16 protein-coding genes are annotated in these 15,019 nt (G+C 38.8%); 6 read left to right on the forward strand and 10 right to left on the reverse strand.

The window, feature by feature from the left end:
- Positions 1-4: 4 nt before the first annotated feature.
- From POF52_RS08570 to POF52_RS08580, 3 genes are all read left to right on the forward strand, one after another.
- Positions 5-1,843 carry a bifunctional homocysteine S-methyltransferase/methylenetetrahydrofolate reductase gene (locus POF52_RS08570; RefSeq protein WP_271991887.1) on the forward strand — a complete coding sequence of 613 codons (1,839 nt, stop codon included), beginning with the start codon at positions 5-7 and terminating at the stop codon, positions 1,841-1,843.
- On the forward strand, positions 1,844-5,287 hold the full coding sequence (gene metH / locus POF52_RS08575) for a methionine synthase (protein ID WP_271991889.1): 3,444 nt from the start codon (positions 1,844-1,846) through the stop codon (positions 5,285-5,287).
- 376 nt (positions 5,288-5,663) lie between these two features.
- On the forward strand, positions 5,664-6,461 hold the full coding sequence (locus tag POF52_RS08580; protein ID WP_176583895.1) for an HAD family hydrolase: 798 nt from the start codon (positions 5,664-5,666) through the stop codon (positions 6,459-6,461).
- Between the two features lie 57 nt (positions 6,462-6,518).
- On the opposite strand, the gene POF52_RS08585 is transcribed toward POF52_RS08580, so the two are convergent.
- The 5 genes from POF52_RS08585 to POF52_RS08605 all read right to left on the reverse strand — a co-directional run bounded on the left by POF52_RS08585 (position 6,519) and on the right by POF52_RS08605 (position 9,616).
- On the reverse strand, positions 6,519-6,725 hold the full coding sequence (locus POF52_RS08585) for a hypothetical protein (RefSeq protein WP_013055999.1): 207 nt from the start codon (positions 6,723-6,725) through the stop codon (positions 6,519-6,521).
- 48 nt (positions 6,726-6,773) lie between these two features.
- Complete coding sequence (locus POF52_RS08590; protein WP_013055998.1) at positions 6,774-7,037, reverse strand: hypothetical protein; 264 nt, start codon at positions 7,035-7,037, stop codon at positions 6,774-6,776.
- A 204-nt stretch (positions 7,038-7,241) separates the two neighbouring features.
- The gene (locus POF52_RS08595) at positions 7,242-7,616 is read right to left on the reverse strand and encodes a cbb3-type cytochrome c oxidase subunit I (RefSeq protein WP_050689415.1); all 375 of its coding nucleotides are present in this window, start codon (positions 7,614-7,616) and stop codon (positions 7,242-7,244) included.
- A 174-nt stretch (positions 7,617-7,790) separates the two neighbouring features.
- Positions 7,791-9,089 carry an NCS2 family permease gene (locus tag POF52_RS08600; protein WP_271991895.1) on the reverse strand — a complete coding sequence of 433 codons (1,299 nt, stop codon included), beginning with the start codon at positions 9,087-9,089 and terminating at the stop codon, positions 7,791-7,793.
- Positions 9,090-9,319: 230 nt separating this feature from the next.
- The gene (locus POF52_RS08605) at positions 9,320-9,616 is read right to left on the reverse strand and encodes a hypothetical protein (protein WP_029325095.1); all 297 of its coding nucleotides are present in this window, start codon (positions 9,614-9,616) and stop codon (positions 9,320-9,322) included.
- 636 nt (positions 9,617-10,252) lie between these two features.
- Here POF52_RS08605 and POF52_RS08610 point away from each other — a divergent pair.
- Positions 10,253-10,612 (forward strand): YueI family protein, encoded by a 360-nt coding sequence (locus POF52_RS08610; RefSeq protein WP_013082250.1) that lies wholly within the window; start codon positions 10,253-10,255, stop codon positions 10,610-10,612.
- 25 nt (positions 10,613-10,637) lie between these two features.
- Here POF52_RS08610 and POF52_RS08615 read toward each other — a convergent pair whose 3' ends face one another.
- The 4 genes from POF52_RS08615 to POF52_RS08630 all read right to left on the reverse strand — a co-directional run bounded on the left by POF52_RS08615 (position 10,638) and on the right by POF52_RS08630 (position 13,195).
- Entirely contained in the window at positions 10,638-11,351 is a 714-nt protein-coding gene (locus tag POF52_RS08615) for a cell wall hydrolase (protein ID WP_271991898.1), read from the reverse strand.
- A gap of 312 nt (positions 11,352-11,663) precedes the next feature.
- Positions 11,664-11,990 carry a hypothetical protein gene (locus tag POF52_RS08620; RefSeq protein WP_013082248.1) on the reverse strand — a complete coding sequence of 109 codons (327 nt, stop codon included), beginning with the start codon at positions 11,988-11,990 and terminating at the stop codon, positions 11,664-11,666.
- 147 nt (positions 11,991-12,137) lie between these two features.
- Positions 12,138-12,332 carry a hypothetical protein gene (locus tag POF52_RS08625; protein ID WP_013055990.1) on the reverse strand — a complete coding sequence of 65 codons (195 nt, stop codon included), beginning with the start codon at positions 12,330-12,332 and terminating at the stop codon, positions 12,138-12,140.
- 17 nt (positions 12,333-12,349) lie between these two features.
- On the reverse strand, positions 12,350-13,195 hold the full coding sequence (locus tag POF52_RS08630; RefSeq protein ID WP_013055989.1) for a patatin-like phospholipase family protein: 846 nt from the start codon (positions 13,193-13,195) through the stop codon (positions 12,350-12,352).
- A 308-nt stretch (positions 13,196-13,503) separates the two neighbouring features.
- On the opposite strand from POF52_RS08630, the gene POF52_RS08635 reads away from it, so the two are divergent.
- Both POF52_RS08635 and POF52_RS08640 read left to right on the forward strand, forming a co-directional pair.
- On the forward strand, positions 13,504-13,689 hold the full coding sequence (locus POF52_RS08635; RefSeq protein ID WP_176583899.1) for a YkvS family protein: 186 nt from the start codon (positions 13,504-13,506) through the stop codon (positions 13,687-13,689).
- Between the two features lie 316 nt (positions 13,690-14,005).
- On the forward strand, positions 14,006-14,239 hold the full coding sequence (locus tag POF52_RS08640) for a hypothetical protein (RefSeq protein ID WP_016763399.1): 234 nt from the start codon (positions 14,006-14,008) through the stop codon (positions 14,237-14,239).
- Between the two features lie 32 nt (positions 14,240-14,271).
- Here the strand turns inward: POF52_RS08640 and POF52_RS08645 are convergent, their stop codons facing one another.
- Positions 14,272-14,973 (reverse strand): NAD-dependent epimerase/dehydratase family protein, encoded by a 702-nt coding sequence (locus tag POF52_RS08645; protein ID WP_271991902.1) that lies wholly within the window; start codon positions 14,971-14,973, stop codon positions 14,272-14,274.
- Between the last annotated feature and the right edge of the window lie 46 nt (positions 14,974-15,019).

Raw genomic sequence — 15,019 nt, forward strand, 5'->3', positions numbered from 1 at the left:
TGACATGGGGTTACTTGAAGATTTAAAGTCTAAAATTTTAATTGGGGATGGTGCCACTGGTACCCTCCTTTACTCACACGGTATCGACAGCTGTTTTGAAGAACTAAACATCACCAAATCAGAAGAGGTTTCTCGTATTCACAGAGCCTATGTAGAAGCTGGTGCAAACGTTATTCAAACAAATACGTACGCTGCTAATTATCAAAAACTTGCCCGTTATGGATTAGAAGATTCAGTCAAAGACATCAATGTTGCTGGTGTAAAATTAGCGAAACAAGCTGCAAAAGATCAGGCTTACGTGGTTGGTACACTCGGCGGAATTCGTTCTTTCCAAAAAAACGCTATTAGTTTAGAAGAGGTTAAACGAAGCATTCGTGAACAAATGTTTTGGCTTTTAAATGAAGGCGTGGATGGCCTTTTGTTTGAAACATACTATGACTTCGAAGAATTAAAAACCGTTCTTACACTGGCAAGAAAAGAAACGGATAAGCCTATTATTACCCACGTTTCCCTGCATGATATTGGCGTACTGCAAGATGGCCGTCCTTTAGCAGATGCATTAAAAGAATTAGAGGCGCTGGGAGCAGATGTTGTCGGGCTAAACTGCCGTTTAGGTCCTTATCATATGATTCAGTCTCTTGAAGAAGTACCGCTTCCTGATCGTGCTTTCTTATCTGCTTATCCTAATGCCAGCCTTCCGGCGTATGTGGAAGGAAAGCTGGAATATGAAACAAATGAAGACTACTTTGTAGAAAGCGCGCGTTTATTCCGCGAACAAGGGGTTCGCTTAATTGGAGGATGCTGCGGTACAACACCAGCTCACGTACGCGCAATGTCATCTGCCTTAAAAGACCTGCCTCCGATTACAAGCAAAGTCGTTAAAATGAGACCTGCCGTTAGGGTTCAAGAGCGTGAGAAGCAGGATAAACCTCATATGCATGAAATTGTGAAGAAGCGCCGCTCGGTTATCGTCGAGCTAGATCCGCCTAAACAGCTTGGTCCCACGAAATTTTTAGAAGGCGCAAAAGCACTTGATAAAGTCGGCGTAGATGCTATTACATTAGCTGATAATTCTCTTGCCTCACCTCGCATCAGCAACTTGGCAATGGCAACACTGATGCAGCAAGAAACAAAAGCACGACCGCTTATTCATATTACCTGTCGCGACCGAAATTTAATTGGACTTCAATCTCATTTAATGGGACTTCATACGCTAGGAATGAATCAAGTACTTGCAATTACCGGTGATCCGTCAAAAGTTGGCGATTTCCCTGGCGCCACTTCGGTCTACGATTTATCTTCATTTGACTTGATTAGTTTAATCGCTCAGTTTAATGAAGGACTATCTTATTCCGGCAAACCACTTGGTCAAAAAACCAATTTTTCCATTGCAGCTGCCTTTAACCCAAACGTGCGTCACTTAGACCGAGCCGTTCAGCGTTTGGAAAAGAAAATCGACTGCGGGGCTCACTATTTCATTACTCAGCCTCTCTATTCAACTAAGCAAATTGAAGAGGTATATGAAGCAACCAAACATTTAACAACACCGGTATATATCGGTATCATGCCGTTAACAAGCGCAAGAAATGCTCGATTTATTCACCATGAAGTACCTGGAATTAAATTATCAGAAGATATTCTAGAACGCATGGATGCAACGGGAAATGACCGAATCCGCGGTGAAGTCGAAGGTCTTGCGATTGCAAAAAACTTAATTGATACAGCATATGAGTTATTTGACGGTATTTACTTAATTACGCCGTTTATGCGCTATGAAATGACCGAAATTCTAACACGCTATATTCATGACAAGCAACTTGTTACATCAGAAAGGAAGATATAAATGAGCTCACTTATCGAACAACAACTAAAGAAGCGAATACTCGTCATCGATGGAGCAATGGGAACGATGATTCAAGATGCTGATTTAACCGCTGAAGATTTTGGCGGCGAAGAATATGAAGGCTGCAACGAATATTTGACTCGAACAGCGCCTCATGTGATTCAGCGCATTCATGAAGAGTACTTTGCAGCAGGTGCTGACATCATTGAAACCAATACGTTTGGCTCAACATCTACCGTACTTGATGAATACGATTTAGGTCACTTGGCGTATGAATTGAATATCGAAGCTGTGAAGCTTGCTTGTGCAGCCCGCGATAAATATTCAACTCCCGAATGGCCTAGGTTCGTAGCTGGAGCTATCGGTCCTACCACTAAAACTCTCTCTGTTACCGGAGGTATTACATTCCCTGAGTTAGTAGAATCGTACGAAGAGCAAGCTCGAGGTTTGTTAGACGGCGGCGTTGACTTGCTTTTAGTCGAAACCTGTCAAGACATGCTGAACGTAAAAGCCGCATTTCTAGGCATTACAGCGGCGTTTGAAAAACTAAAAATCGAAGTTCCTATTATGATTTCAGGAACAATTGAGCCGATGGGAACAACTCTCGCTGGGCAAGATATCGAATCTTTTTACTTATCACTGGAACACATGAAGCCTCTTTCAGTCGGACTTAACTGCGCGACAGGCCCTGAATTTATGACGGATCATATTCGCTCTCTTTCAGACCTAGCCACTTCAGCAGTTAGCTGTTATCCAAACGCTGGACTTCCGGATGAAGAAGGCAATTATCATGAATCCCCTGAGCTGCTTGCTCAAAAAATTAAAGGGTTTGCTGATAAAGGCTGGCTGAACTTTGTAGGCGGATGCTGCGGTACAACGCCTGCTCATATTAAAGCACTGGCTGAAGCGGTAAAAGAGGTTGCGCCCCGTTCGCTTGATCGCTCCGAGCATAACCATGCTGTAACCGGTATTGAACCACTTGTATATGACGATTCTATGCGCCCTCTTTTTGTGGGAGAACGTACGAATGTAATCGGTTCTCGCAAGTTCAAGCGTCTGATTGCGGAAGGGAAAATTGAAGAAGCATCTGAAATTGCGCGTGCTCAAGTTAAAAATGGTGCTCACGTTATTGATATTTGCTTAGCGGATCCGGACCGTGAAGAAATGGAAGACATGGAGGAATTTATTCAAGAAGTTGTAAAAAAAGTGAAGGTTCCTCTTGTAATCGATTCAACCGACGAGAAAGTTATTGAAAAAGCTTTAACGTACTCACAAGGTAAGGTCATTATTAACTCCATTAACTTAGAAGATGGTGAAGAGCGTTTTGATGCAATCTTACCGCTAGTAAAAAAATTCGGTGCAGCTCTGGTTGTCGGTACAATCGATGAAACAGGCATGGCCGTTACTGCAGAACGAAAAGTAGAGATTGCTAAACGCTCACATGATCTGCTTGTTGAAAAACATGGCTTTAATTCAAAAGATATTATTTTTGACCCTCTTGTGTTTCCTGTAGGGACTGGTGATGAACAATATATTGGTTCTGCTGAAGAAACAGTTAAGGGAATTAAAATGATTAAAGAAGCCCTGCCTGATTGCCTGACCATTCTTGGCGTAAGTAACGTGTCATTCGGTCTTCCTCCAGTCGGACGTGAAGTACTAAATGCGGTTTACCTTTATCACTGTACGCAGGCTGGACTCGATTATGCCATTGTTAATACCGAAAAGTTAGAGCGCTATGCTTCTATTCCAGAAGCTGAAATTGAGCTTGCTAATGCGTTATTATTTAACACAACTGATGAAACGTTAAGCACGTTTACCGACTTTTATCGTGATAAAAAGAAAGAAGCAAAAGTAGAAATTTCTACGTTAACACTCGAAGAACGATTGGCAATGTATATTGTCGAAGGTACAAAAGAAGGATTGCTTCCTGATTTAGAACAGGCTTTAGCTCAATATGATGATCCGTTAGATATTATTAACGGACCGCTTATGAAGGGGATGGCGGAAGTTGGACGTTTGTTTAATGACAACCAGCTGATTGTAGCAGAAGTGCTTCAAAGTGCGGAAGTTATGAAAGCATCCGTTGCCTTTTTAGAACCTCACATGGAAGCAACTGAAAATGATTCTGGAAAAGGCAAAGTTATTCTTGCAACGGTTAAAGGCGACGTGCACGATATCGGTAAAAACTTAGTAGACATCATTTTAAGCAACAATGGTTTTAAAGTAATTGATTTAGGAATTAAAGTAACGCCCCAGCAGCTGATTGAAGCAGTAAAAGAAGAAAGGCCAGACATCATTGGCCTGTCAGGTCTTCTAGTAAAGTCAGCTCAGCAAATGGTTTTGACTGCCCAGGATTTAACACAATCAAGCATTGATGTTCCAATTATGGTAGGAGGCGCTGCCCTTTCCCGTAAATTTACTGACTTTAAAATTGCCCCGGAATATGAAGGTGCGGTCCTCTACGCCAAAGATGCGATGGACGGATTAGCGTTAGCAAATAAGCTGCAGAACAAAGAAGAAGTTATTCAGCTTTTAGCAGATTTAAAAACGCGGCAAGAAAAGAAAGTAACGGTTCGAGAACGCCAGCCTCAAACCGCTCAAGCAGCTACCGCTGTTTTAGAAAGATCCGCCATTTCAACGGACGCTCCTGTTTTTGTACCGGCTGATTTAAAGCGGCACGTTGTCAAACACTACGATTTGGCACAGGTTCTTCCGTATATTAACTGGCAGATGCTTTTAGGCCATCACTTAGGACTAAAAGGAAAAGTGAATAAACTGCTTGCTGAAAAAGACGAGCGCGCTGTTCAATTAAAAGAAACCGTTGATGACCTGCTCGAACTGGCACTAAAAGAAAACTTAATTAAGCCAGCGGTTATTTATCAGTTCTTCCCTGCTCAAGCAGACGGAAATGATTTAATTATTTATGATCCTGCTGATGAAAAAACAGAAATTGAACGCTTTACCTTCCCTCGGCAAACAAAAGGACAGTTCCTGTGCTTATCTGATTTTGCAAAGCCTAAAGAAAAAGAGATGGACTATGTATGTTTCTTCTCTGTAACAGCAGGAACAGGCATTCGCGAACGCGCGGCGAAATTCAAAGAAAACGGCGAGTTTTTAAAGAGTCACGTGTTCCAAGCTCTTGCGCTTGAACTAGCTGAAGGATTAGCAGAACGTGTTCATCAGCAAATTCGTGACCGCTGGGGATTCCCTGATTCGCCTGACTTTACAATGGCGGAGCGTTTTTCAGCCAAATACCAAGGTCAGCGTTTTTCATTCGGATATCCTGCATGTCCAGACCTTGAAGACCAAGCAAAACTGTTTAAATTACTTAAACCTGAAGACATCGGCATTCAGTTAACAGACGGTTTCATGATGGAACCAGAAGCTTCTGTTACAGCCCTTGTTTTTGCACATCCTGAAGCGAAATATTTTAACGTATTGTAAAATATGGCCGCGGTCTTTTAGACCGCGGCTGTTTTTTACAGTGAACAAACCTGAAAAAAAGCTGCGACAAATGGATTTTAGCTGAAGAAAGATCCGAACGGTAAATCCAGATTCTTAATTGAGAATCAACTGCGTTCGAATTTTTTTCATTGTGATCGTGAACTGGATTTCATGTAGCTGTTTCTAGCTGTTTGAAGGGCAAGGCGAAGACTCCAGCGGAAAAAATTGATGTAGTTATGTCTTAATCTCTTTGAATTGACCGCCGGTTTGAGCTTTTTTTATGAGTTCCTTGGGAAACACTGATAGAATAAGGAATGTAATAAATTTGTAACGCTCTTATCACAGAAATTTTTTTAAGGAAAGGAATTTTCAGTAAATGATTAAATTATTTGTAAGCGACTTAGATGGTACTCTTTTACACGAAGAAAAATACGTAGAACAGCATAATGCAGACGCACTTAGTGAACTTCAGCGCCAAGGAGTAGAGGTTTGTCTTGCTTCTGGACGAATGGATACGGAAATTTTAAAGATTTCTACTGATATTAATAATACATTTCATCGCATTAGCCAAAACGGAGGATTTGTGTGGACCAAAGAAAATCAAGAACTTCATGGAAAAGTGTTTGAAGATGATTTAGCGGTTCAACTTTATAAAAAAACGATAGATCCTAACCGTATTACGCTTGTCTGTTCAAACGACACGAATTATGTAGAGCAGCGAAATGAAATTATTGAAGCGATTGAAACTCACATGTTTTTCCCTATCGAAGAACAAATTGAAATGACGGATTCATTTGGTCACGCTCTTTCTCCATCCAAAATCACGGTTCTTGGAGATCATGATGAAATGGTAGCTCTGCAAAAAGAAGTGAACGAAGAGTTTGGTGATTATATTGATACATATATTTCCGCCAAGCAGTGTTTGGATATTATGCCTAAACATATCAGCAAAGGAAATGCCATTGAAATTTTATTAAATCATCTTCAGCTAAAACCAGAGGAAATTGCATGTGTGGGGGATTCATTTAATGATATTCCTATGTTTCAATTAACGCCGAACAGTTTCGCTATGGCTACAGCACCTGAACCTGTGCAGCGCCACGCCTCTGCTGTTGTGTCATCAGTTAGTGAAGCAGCGCGTATTGTTTTAGAAAAAAATAAGCAAACAACCTAAAAAAAGCGGTCAACGTTTAAATTGACCGCTTTTATCTATTTAATAAGAAAACGGTAGTTATTTTTTTCGTAAAGAACGAAAAAATTCACCTAAGCTTTTTTGCTTCCCATCTGCATGCTCTCCGTGATTAACCAAGCTGCTGATTCTTTCTCGTCGAACAACAACCATAATAAGAGTGGCAAAAAAGATAATGGAAACGGCAATGACAACCAGTGCAAGAACGGATGCTACAATAGCTTCAGAAGTCGTTAGTGACGATAGCATCTGCCTCGTACACCTCCATTTCGTTTGTGGCGAAAAGGAGCCTAGCAATTAGAAATGCAAATAATCTTTTTTCTCAGCTTGATGCATGTTATTATACACCATTTTCATTTTAGAAGCTGTAGCTTTTAAAGACGTGGACGAATCCACATCTTCGGCTAACATAATGTTTACTAAGTCAACCACAGAACGAGACAACAACTCTACATTATTTTGCAACTCTAATTCGTCATAAGTCGTACGGTCTTGAAGACGAAGTCGAATAATTTCATTTGCTAGCTCCCTAACACGCACTAATTGTTGATGTTCTCCCATAGTATCTCCGCCGCAAGAAACTTATAATCAGCCCTTTTATTGGCTTTTATAAGAGCTAGAAATCCCTGCAGCTTACCCCTCCTTATAAAGATGCCTAGCACATCTTTATGTAAATCACACTTTCACCTTGTTTACATGTATATTCGCTATAGCTGGTTCTTTTTCCTTTTGAAATTAGCAGCCATCGTCAACGACCTTCTTCGTTCATCGTTCAGATTTCAAATTTTTAAGGATGTGATATACGAAAATTAAAACGCCAATAGCCGTAAGTGTTGCTCCTGCTGCCACTACGGGTGTAAAAGCTTGGTTTTCTAGTACGATCATGAAAAATAAACCAATCATCATGACCGGTAATCCTATATTATGCAACCATACGTGCAGTTTGGCTAATTTACTTTCGCTAAACGCAGGAAACAAATAATAAATAAGTCCCGCTAACGTAAGCGATGTCCATCCTAATAAATTGATATGCACGTGAACAGGTGTCAAAGCGTAGCTGTGAACAATTGACATATAATACCCCAATATGATGCCAATTCCAAAATAAACGGCTGATATTTTAATTAATTTAATTCCCATCGTTTTCTCCCCCTTATATCCCCCTCCGACCTCTGTACTACTTTACGCAAGAAACGTCATTTTAGAAGCGGCAGATTAGCCAAAGGACACGAAATACGGAGTATGATAGCTAAAAAGAGGATTCTTTACCGCAAACACAAAAAACAGCTGAGCAAAAGTACTCAGCTGTCTATTTTAAGCAATATAATGCAGCACAAAATTCAAGAAAAACAACAGCGCGCTTACATACATAAACATCGATACTTCACGCATTTTACCAAGGAATAATTTAAGCAGTGGATACGCAATGAACCCAAATGCAATTCCATCAGCAATGCTGTACGTAAGAGGAATAAGCGCAATAATTAAAAATGCAGGGAAACCTTCTGTTAAGTCCTGTAAATTGATGTTTTTGATATTTTGAATCATCAATGCTCCAATAACAATAAGAATAGGTGCAATAGCACTATCTGGAACCAGCTTGATAAATGGAATAAACAGAAGTGAACTTAAAAATAAAACTCCTGTAATCAGCGATGTTAAACCCGTTCGCCCTCCAGCTGCAATACCAGATGCTCCTTCTACAGAAGACACCGTTGGACTTGTTCCAAACACGCCGCTTAGCAAAGCTGAGGCGGCTGTTGCTTGAAAGGCCCGCGGAAATTTGCTATCTTGATTCATCATACCTAGCTGACCATGCAGCAAACCGATATTTTCAAAAATCAATACCATTGTTAATGAAAAGACAGCTGCCCAAAACGCAACGTCTCCAATAGCTCCAAAAGACAATGTGCCAAAGCTGCTAAAGAAGTCGTTCACGCTCACAGCCGACTGTCCTTTTTCTGCACCGCTTCTTACACCAAGTAAGAAGGCAAGGACTGATCCAGCAATCATGCTTAACAAAAAGTTACCTTTCACATTTCGGATAAACAGTACGATTGTGATAATTAACGTCAACAGCGTACTGATCACAAACGGATCTGACAAGTCTCCAAGTGCTACAAATGTGTTTTCGCTTGGAACTACAAGCTTCCCTTTTTGCAAACCGATAAATGTTAAAAATAAGCCAACACCGACTGTTATCGCTTCTTTTAGCGAATGCGGAATCGAAGAGACAATTTTGGCAGACAGTCGTGAAAAAGCTAATGCTATAAAAAGAAAGCCGGATATCACTACTGCTAATAACCCTTCTTGCCAAGATAACCCCATTGATTGAACCATCGTATACGTAAACAATGCATTAATCCCCATACCTGGCACCAGGATGAGAGGCGCATTTGCCCAAAAAGCCATAATAACACAGCCTACAAAAGCCGAAGCTACTGTTGCGAATATTCCTGCTTCAAGCGGAATACCGGCATCAGACAAAATGGTTGAATTAACAGCAATAATATACACGATGGAAAGAAATGAAATGACCCCAGCTAAGCTTTCTTTTGCGACAGTTGTTTGGTGGTCGTTTAAACGAAACAACTTTTCAAATAATGCGTTCAATCTAATTTCCTTCTTTTCATCTATCCCTCGCCCACCCAGTGACCAAAAATGCCACCGAAGTTATTATAGCAAAATCAACAATTGTTGCAAGGAAAACTTGTCTCCTTTAGCTTAAGCGTTCATTCCTTATTTAAAACTGTTATCTTTTTCTAAACGTAACGTCTTGCATTCATTCTATATATACCTTGGACTGGACATAATAAAAGAGCGCTTTATCAGCGCTCACTGTTTTAATAATAATAAGGATAATATGGTGGGTACGGCGGATAATATGGTGCTGGATAACCGTAATAACCTGGACCTCCTAGTGCACTTCCAAGAACTAATCCTCCAAGAAATGGAGCTCCAAAGCCCCAACCCCAAGGGCGACCAAAGCCAAAGCCGAACCCCGGACGGCCGAAGCCAAAACCAGGACGACCGAAACCAAAACCTGGGCGACCGAAACCGAATCCTGGACGACCAAAGCCTCCAAAGCCTCCAAAACCACCGAATGGTCTTCTTATGTCATTAATATCAAATTCTTGCATGATACATGCCTCCTCAAATTATATTTCATTCTCTTTATTACATATGTTATTCACCTACTTCTTGCATAGGCAATCGCCTCTTTTTTTGTGATTTCTTAAAAAATATTCCTTTTCTACCACCTCATTAGGATTAAACAAGCGTACAAACATATATTTTTTAAGGCTTTGAAACATACTACATGTAACTTATGTAAAATAAGAGAAATGCAATGAGGAATAAACATAATATGAACGCATAAAAAGAACGCTCAACAAAAATGTTGACCGTTCTTCTTATGAAAATACATAACGATTTTTTATTAATTTATCTGACCCTTTGCTTGACCGTATATGCCCTAAAGCTATATAATCCCCTTTTTATACAATGCGCTTTGAACATAAAATCATAGGAGCGTCTCCCCAAACGCTGCTATGTATGTATATCTGTAATCGCTTACAAACCTTTAATAAAAAACCGATATGATTTTCTATCTATTTACATTAAACAATATTTCAGGCTAAATTTCAACACATTTTTTGTTTTTCTTTGTACTCAGCAAAAAAACAGGTGATATAGCACAGTGATTTTCCTTTTTTTCTATCCCTTTTACTTATAGCCATAATCGTTTATAGTTTATAACGAAAGGAAGTGACGCAATGTCTGATCAACTAGAAGAATACTTAGAACGAGGAATGTACGGAGCAAAGGAAACAAAAAGAGACGAAAGAAGATATTTCTTAACTGCTCTACGTGAGAATATTGAACTTGCGCTAAAAAAAGGGCAAGTCATGAAAAAGGATGCAGCAAAAATAAAGCCTCTTTTAAAAAAAGTGAAAGACGGTCATTTGTTTTTAAATGGCTCCTTGTCTTACTCATACCTCTCTCCCTATATTCAAGCGGCTAACCAACACAAAGTGCCTTTTACTATCGTTCAGAACTTAGAAGCTGATACCGATATTGGTCTGGTTTTAACAGGTTCTGAAGGCAGTTTGGAACGAGATATTTTTTTAGACTAAAAAAAAGAGCCAGAACGGCTCTTTTTTATTTAGCAAATACATGATGATCAATTGTTTTAATTACAGCACGTGAACGAATCCAGTTATCGGTAGCTGTTTTTGGATTATAAAAGTAAATGGAATCGTCTAAACGATCTTTTCTAGTCAATGCTTGCTCTACTGCTTTTTTCGAATCTTCTGAAGCAGGTTTGTTAATTGATCCGTTTTGGACCGGTGAAAAAGCGTATGCTTTTCCGACAACTTGTTTAATAACTCCTGTTACCGTATCTGGAAACTTCGGAGAATCTACACGGTTTAACACCACTGTTGCTACCCCTACTTTTCCTTCATATGATTCGCCTTTTGCTTCAGCTTCTACTAAGCGAGCTAATAAATCTTTTTCACTTGCTGAAATCGAAACTGCAGGTGTTTCCTGCTCTGTGGGTTTGGCTTCTGGTTTTGGTTCTGGCTTAGCCGTATTAGCCGGTGCTGCCGTTGAAGGTTCTGTTGTTTCAGCAGCCAGCACTTTTGTCTTACTCGGAATCGCTAATGTTTCACCAATATAAATCATATCTCCTTGACGATTGTTTAATTTTTTAATATCGTCAATTGTTACACTATATCTTTTACCTAACTTCCAAAGACTATCGCCTTTGACTACTTTATAATTAGTTGCAGCCGTAGCTGTTGCATTAAAACCTATAAATGAAAGAGTAGCTAAACAAGCTACTACCATTGATTTCATATAACTATGTTTCATAGGTAATACCTCCTGAAATTTCGTATGGTATTACTCTATCATAGCTATATAGGGGTTTCACCGAACGATTCAATTACATTTCTTTAAGTTTGATGAACAAAATTACGTCCGGAACACAATTATGACATTGTACCTTGTTTTTTGTCATAATCACGGTAATTTTTCTGAAATACAGGTATATTTTCCCGCTTTATTTCAGTTTAATCAGAAATTTCTCCATTCGTTTTTCCCTTATAATTCTTATGATAAACATTTAAATTCATCTACTTTTACACAAAAAAGCTGAATGTTGTAATCAACATTCAGCTCTTTTTAATCTTCGATCTCAATTTCTACAACATCATAGAAATCAATCACTAGCTTAGCACCCGTATCATCCATAAACGTAAAGACGTCTTGATCATCTGATAAATGTATCACGTATCCGGTCAACTGCTGTTCACTGTTGTCGTAAACAGTAGTAATTAGAATTTTTTTATGATCTACATATGCTTCTTCTAATAACGAATGGAGGTCATAGTCCCCGTCATCTTCGGGCCGGTTCGTTAACAGCATCCCATAAGTCGTCATTCCATTTTTATCTTTCCATATATGATCTGCAAAATAAAAAGGTGCTGTACTTTTTCGAAACTCATCCATAATATCCCTCCTATAACTAAACACGTTTATTCGCTCTTACCGTACGTTACTAAATAAACGCACAAGCACTTGTAACAGTATATTCTCTACTGTACAGGCTCATACATTCATTATATAAGGCATAATCAAATAATGCCATCATTTCGTTTAGCTCCTAGGAATTTCTAGATACGTATAGGTGAAATCTCCACCGCGTCCAGCTATTCCACGAAAATGTTTGAAATCAGGGCGATTTACTAAAAAAGGGCGAAAAGCAAGAAAGTCTTCTTTTTTAACTTTAATTTCGGTTACTTTTCCTTCACTTAACTCATTCAACATGTTTATTGCTGTTTGTTCATCCATTCAGTTTCACCTCGCTTTTAACTGTTCAGCCAATTTTGCAGAGATGCAAATTGAGCTTCTGCTTCTTTATATCCTTGGTTGTAAAGAGCGTCGAGACGCTCACGATTTTTCTCAATTCGCCCTACTACAAGAGGGGTTTGCGGACGAATCACAAAGATATTCCCCTGTCTTTCCTGTTCTTCAATATATGACAATGTTTCATTATACAATTTATAGCGGTTCTCAAGCGCACGAGTCAGCCCATCATAATGACGATATTTGCGCTTCAATAACCAAAGCATATTTGATTTCTTTTTTCGATATCCTTCGTTTCGCGTTAGCACAACAATATTTTTTCTATATCCATCCTGCACTGCTTTTTTGATTGGAATTGGATCACTAATTCCTCCGTCTAACAGCTCTTTTCCTTTATATGTAACGACAGGTGCTAAAAATGGAAGGGAACTAGAAGCGCGAACCGCTGTCAAAATGTCCCGGTCATATTCATCAAAATAAACGGGTTCTCCCGTCACGCAGTCCGTTGCTCCTACTACAAGCTTCTCTGTACGCTCAGCAAATGCCTCAAAGTCAAATGGAAGAAGCTGATTAGGAATTTCATCAAAAACGAAATCCATTCCAAATATCTCTTTTGTTTTAAAATAATTTTTCCACGACAAGTAGCGAGGATCCTCTAAAAAATCTAAATTAGCTTTGCGACTTCTTCCTATTTGTCTAGATAAATAAGAAGTGGCATGACAAGCGCCGGCTGAAACGCCAATTACATACGGAAGGTACAGATTTCTTTCCATAAAGTAATCTAAAACTCCAGTTGTATAAAGGCCTCTCATACCGCCTCCTTCGAGCACGAGTCCAGTATCTTTCAATTTCTACACCTTCTAATTCTTATAATTTATGACAAGATTATACCTCGTTTATTATAACGAAAGATGAACAAAGATGGAACTGTCCTGCTTCTCTCTTTCGTTAAAGCTATCAATTCCTTTTATTTCTCAGCACATTTTACTTATTTTTTCAATTTTATTTTATATTTTTTCAAAAAACCCTTTACTAATTCCCAGTTTTAAGGCAAAATTGTAAAAAAAGAAAACGCTAACTAGTTTTACTATTTTTAAAATTAAAATTATTGAAAAAATTTATAATGAACTAATTTAAAACAAAGGAGCGATGAATCATGAAAATAGCAGAGGTAGGAAACTTGATAGAATTTAAAAATGGCTTACAGGGCATTGTCGAAAAAGTAAATGAAAACTCCGTGATTGTAGATTTGACTTACATGTCAAACTACCGCGATTTAGACTTAGAACAGCGAACTGTTGTCAACCACAAAAACTACATCATCATTAATCCAGCTATGTAAAGGAAAAAAGCAGCCGGACAGCAAAAGCGGTTGCTTTTTTATTGATTTTGAAAGAATTGATTCTTTTGTTCTTCTGTAATAATCCCCAGCTTATACATGAGGTAAATATACTGTTGCACCTTAACATCCTTCGAACTTTTTTTCACTGTATTCCCTCTTTTCTAAAATGTTTCTTTATACAATAATATATGGCTGAGATAAAAAAAGTTTCCTTAAAGAAACAAAAACAGGCCCCATTTTTTCTTGAAAGGGACTTATTTTCGTGTGACAATAACAACAAGCTACTACTATCTTCTTACCGAAAGGAATTACTAGCATGTTTGATACTGTATTGTTTATCGTTGCTCTTATTGTCATTCTTTTTTTTATCGTGCAGTTCGTTTTTAAACGCAAACAAACTTCAAATAAAAAAACATCCGTTGAACCCATGAATTATGCCGAAGAAGATTCTAACTCCTACACAAGCTGGAGTGAAACTGCTTCTAACCACGATCATGATGGCGATGGAGATAGCGGTGGAGATGGAGATGCGGATGGTGACGGAAGATAGAAAAAAGCCCCTTCTTATGAAGAGGCTTTTTTTTATTTTGATAATACTCGCTTGCCGTTGGTAAACGAATAATAGCATTCACCTGTATAAATGTCTTGGCTTTCATGTACATGAACCCCACATTTATCTTCAAGAGCAGCTTTCATCATCGATTTGGCTACGTTATACGCTTTAATTGGACGATACTTTCTCCACTTTCCTACAAGGCAAAATGAACACGACTTTAACGTGTATCCCCCAATCTTTTCAAATAGGCGAAACTCTTGGCGCTTGCCTAATAATAACGATGGGCGGAAAAAGTGAGTAGAACGGATATACAAGCTTGCGATATCTTCTTCTACTTGCCCCTTTACTTTACTGTAAAAGAATGGCGAACGAAGATCAGCACCAATTGCTGTGATCGTTAAAAAGTTTTTGCAGCGATATTTTTCTGCACATTTAGCCGCTTTTAAAGGAAATTCATAGTCCACTTTAATGAATTTCGCTTTTGTTTTTGCTTTTTTCATTGTCGTGCCTAAACAGCAATATACATCATCAACTGCAAAGCATTCTTCGTGCTTATCAAGCTCTGAAAAATCAATTTCAAGCTGACGTAGCTTTGTGTGTTCGATTGGTAGCTTTTTTCGAACACACACTGTCACATGGTTATATAAGCTGTTGCTTAATAACATTTTTAAAAGTTCTTGACCAACAAGTCCGCTTGCACCTAATACTAATGCTGATCTTTGTGACATTCTTTCACCTTCTCACCTGTTGTTTTTGCAATGGAAAACAGGTTGT

It is taken from the genome of Priestia sp. AB (assembly GCF_028369225.1).
GTDB lineage: Bacteria > Bacillota > Bacilli > Bacillales > Bacillaceae_H > Priestia > Priestia megaterium.

Coding starts and splice junctions, on each gene's coding strand:
- POF52_RS08620 (WP_013082248.1), bottom strand. CDS start 11,990: ATGGATGAGTTTCGAAAAAGTACAGCACCTTTTTATTTTGCAGATCAT.
- POF52_RS08590 (WP_013055998.1), bottom strand. CDS start 7,037: ATGGGAGAACATCAACAATTAGTGCGTGTTAGGGAGCTAGCAAATGAA.
- POF52_RS08570 (WP_271991887.1), top strand. CDS start 5: ATGGGGTTACTTGAAGATTTAAAGTCTAAAATTTTAATTGGGGATGGT.
- POF52_RS08640 (WP_016763399.1), top strand. CDS start 14,006: ATGTTTGATACTGTATTGTTTATCGTTGCTCTTATTGTCATTCTTTTT.
- POF52_RS08595 (WP_050689415.1), bottom strand. CDS start 7,616: ATGGGAATTAAATTAATTAAAATATCAGCCGTTTATTTTGGAATTGGC.
- POF52_RS08610 (WP_013082250.1), top strand. CDS start 10,253: ATGTCTGATCAACTAGAAGAATACTTAGAACGAGGAATGTACGGAGCA.
- metH (WP_271991889.1), top strand. CDS start 1,844: ATGAGCTCACTTATCGAACAACAACTAAAGAAGCGAATACTCGTCATC.
- POF52_RS08645 (WP_271991902.1), bottom strand. CDS start 14,973: ATGTCACAAAGATCAGCATTAGTATTAGGTGCAAGCGGACTTGTTGGT.
- POF52_RS08635 (WP_176583899.1), top strand. CDS start 13,504: ATGAAAATAGCAGAGGTAGGAAACTTGATAGAATTTAAAAATGGCTTA.
- POF52_RS08615 (WP_271991898.1), bottom strand. CDS start 11,351: ATGAAACATAGTTATATGAAATCAATGGTAGTAGCTTGTTTAGCTACT.
- POF52_RS08580 (WP_176583895.1), top strand. CDS start 5,664: ATGATTAAATTATTTGTAAGCGACTTAGATGGTACTCTTTTACACGAA.
- POF52_RS08625 (WP_013055990.1), bottom strand. CDS start 12,332: ATGGATGAACAAACAGCAATAAACATGTTGAATGAGTTAAGTGAAGGA.
- POF52_RS08605 (WP_029325095.1), bottom strand. CDS start 9,616: ATGCAAGAATTTGATATTAATGACATAAGAAGACCATTCGGTGGTTTT.
- POF52_RS08585 (WP_013055999.1), bottom strand. CDS start 6,725: ATGCTATCGTCACTAACGACTTCTGAAGCTATTGTAGCATCCGTTCTT.